We start from the raw sequence: 3,153 nt of genomic DNA on the forward strand, positions 1-3,153 counted from the left end.
GCCGGATCCGTTGCCGCCCGGTGAGCCTGGGGACCTGATTCGCACCGAGCCGTCGCGGCTGGTGCTCGAGCCGTCGGGTCAGCTGGGCGCGATCATGGCGACGGGTACGCGAATCATGTACCGCAGCATCGACGCTCGTGGAAACCCCATGGCCGTGGCGGGCACCTACTTCGAGCCCTATAACGACTGGCCGGGCCAGGGGCCGCGGCCATTGATCGTCTACGGTCCCGGCACGCAGGGCCAGGGCGACCAGTGCGCGCCGTCGCGGCAGTTCAACCAGGGGATCCACTGGTCGCCATGGCTAGACCTTGCCTTCAACTACGAGGAGCTGTTCGTCGCGACGATGGTCGCGCGCGGGTTCGCGATCGTGATGACCGATTATCAAGGCCTCGGCACGCCGGGTTTGCACACATATGTGAACCGGATCGCCGAGGGCAACGCGATGCTCGACGCCGGTCGAGCCGCGATGCGACTACCGGACACGTCGTTGGATCCGCATGGGCCCGTTGCATTTTGGGGCTATTCGCAGGGTGGTGGGGCGGCGGCGTCGGCGGCGGAGCTGGCGCCGTCGTACGCGCCGGACCTGCATGTCGTGGGGACGTATGCGGGTGCGCCGCCGGCCGACCTCAAAGAGCTGTTCCCGTACGCGGACGGTAGCGCGCTGGTTGGGGTGGTCGGATATGCGCTCAACTCGGTCATCACCACCTATCCGGAGTTCGAGGAGGCCATCCGGGGGACGCTGACGCCGCGTGGTGCGGACATGCTCTACAAGGTTCAGGACCAGTGCATCGCCGAGACCATCACCAAGTTCATGTTTCGGCACCTGCAGCCATACTTCAACTCAAACATCTTCGAGCTGGTCAACCAGGAGCCGTTCAGCACTCTGTTCGACATGCAGAAGATCGGCCGCTACAAACCCAATGCGCCAGTGATGATCCTGAGCAATCGGTATGACCCCCTGGTGCCGTGGACCGGCGCCAACCAACTAGGACGGGACTGGTGCGCACAGGGCGCCGACGTCGAGTTCTGGACCAACGAAGAGCCGCCGTTCATGAACAAGCTGGTCGTTAATCATGCGCTGCCGATGCTGGTGGACGGCGAGCGGGCCATGCAGTGGATTGCCGACCGGTTCAACGGATTACCGACGACACCCAACTGCGGACAGTTCTAGGGCGCTGCACCGGCCGAATCTCTGCACGGAACATGCGCAGGCCCCGCCTAGGATTGTCCGGGGCGGCGATGGGAGTGGGTGTTGACGGAGGATCCGGTGATCCGGGAGATGGCGGCCGCCGTCGAACGCAGCCCCGACGTCGTCCCGTTGCGTCTACACCTGGCCGAACTGCTGGTCTCGCGTGAGCGTTATGCCGAGGCACTCGGGCATTGCAGTGCAGCGCTGGCCCAGGATGCGACGAACACCACCGCGCTGGGACTGCTGCAACGGTGCTCGGCGGCGCTGGCTGGAAAAGCGGCTCGCACACCGAGTCAGCAGCAGGCGGCGGCCTTCGACTGGTCGGCCGCCGAGGATCAGGTGGCTGACATCATCAAACCCGCATTTGTCGACGAACCTGCCGAAACCGTCGCCGATAAGGACTACGACGTCGTCGCGCCGAGCGCTGTCCGCCTCGCCGACATCGCCGGTATGGACGACGTCAAGACGCAGCTCGAGCTCTCGCTGCTGGGGCCGATCCGTAACCCGGAACTGATGAAGGCCTACAAGGTGTCCGCACGCGGGGGCCTGCTGCTGTACGGACCGCCGGGGTGTGGCAAGACCTTTGTCGCCAACGCAGTGTCGGGGGAGCTTGGCGCGAACTTCTATCCCGTCGGTATCGCCGACGTGATGCACCGGTGGTTCGGGGAGAGCGAGCGCAGCATCCGCGCCGTGTTCGACAACGCCCGCCGCAATGCGCCGTGCGTGCTGTTCTTCGACGAGGTCGACGCGCTGGGCCATCGCCGGTCAGCGCTGAGCGGGTCATCCGGACTGCGTCCAGTGGTCAATACCCTGCTGGAGGAACTGGATTCGGCGACTTCGACAAATGACGGTGTGTACGTACTGGGTGCGACGAATGCGCCGTGGGACATCGATCCCGCGCTGCGGCGGCCGGGTCGCTTCGACCGGATGATCTTTGTGGGCCTGCCAGACGCCGAAGCGCGCGCGGCGATAGTCAAGCTGCACCTGCAGGACCGCCCGGTTGAGGGCATCAACCTCAAGGCGATCGTCGGCCGCACCGATGGGTTCTCGGGCGCGGACCTCGCGTACGTATGCGCCACCGCAACGCAGTTCGCGATGGCCGACTCGGTGCGCAGAGGTCAGGTGCGGCCGGTGCGGATGCCCGACGTCGACGCGGCGTTGGGCCAGGTGCGGCCGTCGGCGGGACCATGGTTCGACACCGCACGCAACGTCGTCGAGTTCGCCAACAACGACGGCAATTACGACGAGCTAGCGAGGTACCTGCGGCGCAGGAAGATTCGGTGACGACGGCTCCTGATGCCGACGCGGTCGTCCATGTCGCCGAAACCTACTTCACGACAGGCAACTACCGTCGCGCCGAGGAGGTCGTGCGGGCGGCGCTGGCGACCAACCCGCATCACCCGCGACTGCTGACTGCTCACGCGCGTGCAAAGCTGGGCCAGTCCGACTACGCGGCGGCGGCGCGCAGCGCGCACGCCGCGCTAGCGGTGGTCCCGGACAACGAGCACGCGATGAGCGTCTACAGCAGTGCACTCGAAGGGCAGGGCCGGATTTCGGAAGCGGTCTGGATGGCGTGGCGGACGGCGACCACACATCCGCACAGCCATGTGGCGCATTACAACTATGCGCGCCTGCTGGAGGCTACGAACCGTCCGCATGAAGCGATGACGGTCGTCAATGAGGCGCTGCGGCTGAGCCCGTCAGATGTCGACACGTTGAATCTTCGAGGCGACATCTACCTCGCCCTCGGTCACGTCGATTCGGCGGAGGGCGACTATCGGGAGGCGCTGCGACTGAATCCCGAAAACGCCGACGCTGTACACAATTTGGCGAGGCTGAAGTACGTGCGCGGTCGGCGATGGAGCGCAATCCATGGCTTCCTCGGCGCCGGACGGCTCGACCCGTCGATCGGTGACGTGGCGCGACAAAACGTCGGTGTGGTGCTCACGGCGGTGTTGCGCCGT

General features: G+C 65.7%; 3 protein-coding genes. All 3 read left to right on the forward strand.

Annotated features, from left to right (window positions below):
- Positions 1-1,171 (forward strand): lipase family protein (locus tag VFH65_RS23385; protein ID WP_353324659.1); only part of this gene is annotated, 1,171 nt, incomplete at its 5' end.
- Between the two features lie 81 nt (positions 1,172-1,252).
- Entirely contained in the window at positions 1,253-2,473 is a 1,221-nt protein-coding gene (locus VFH65_RS23390) for an ATP-binding protein (protein ID WP_353324661.1), read from the forward strand.
- The coding region (locus tag VFH65_RS23395; RefSeq protein ID WP_353324663.1) for a tetratricopeptide repeat protein at positions 2,470-3,153 on the forward strand (684 nt) is incomplete at its 3' end. The genes VFH65_RS23390 and VFH65_RS23395, both read left to right, overlap by 4 nt.

The sequence above is a fragment of the Mycobacterium sp. genome, from assembly GCF_035697385.1.
GTDB lineage: Bacteria > Actinomycetota > Actinomycetes > Mycobacteriales > Mycobacteriaceae > Mycobacterium.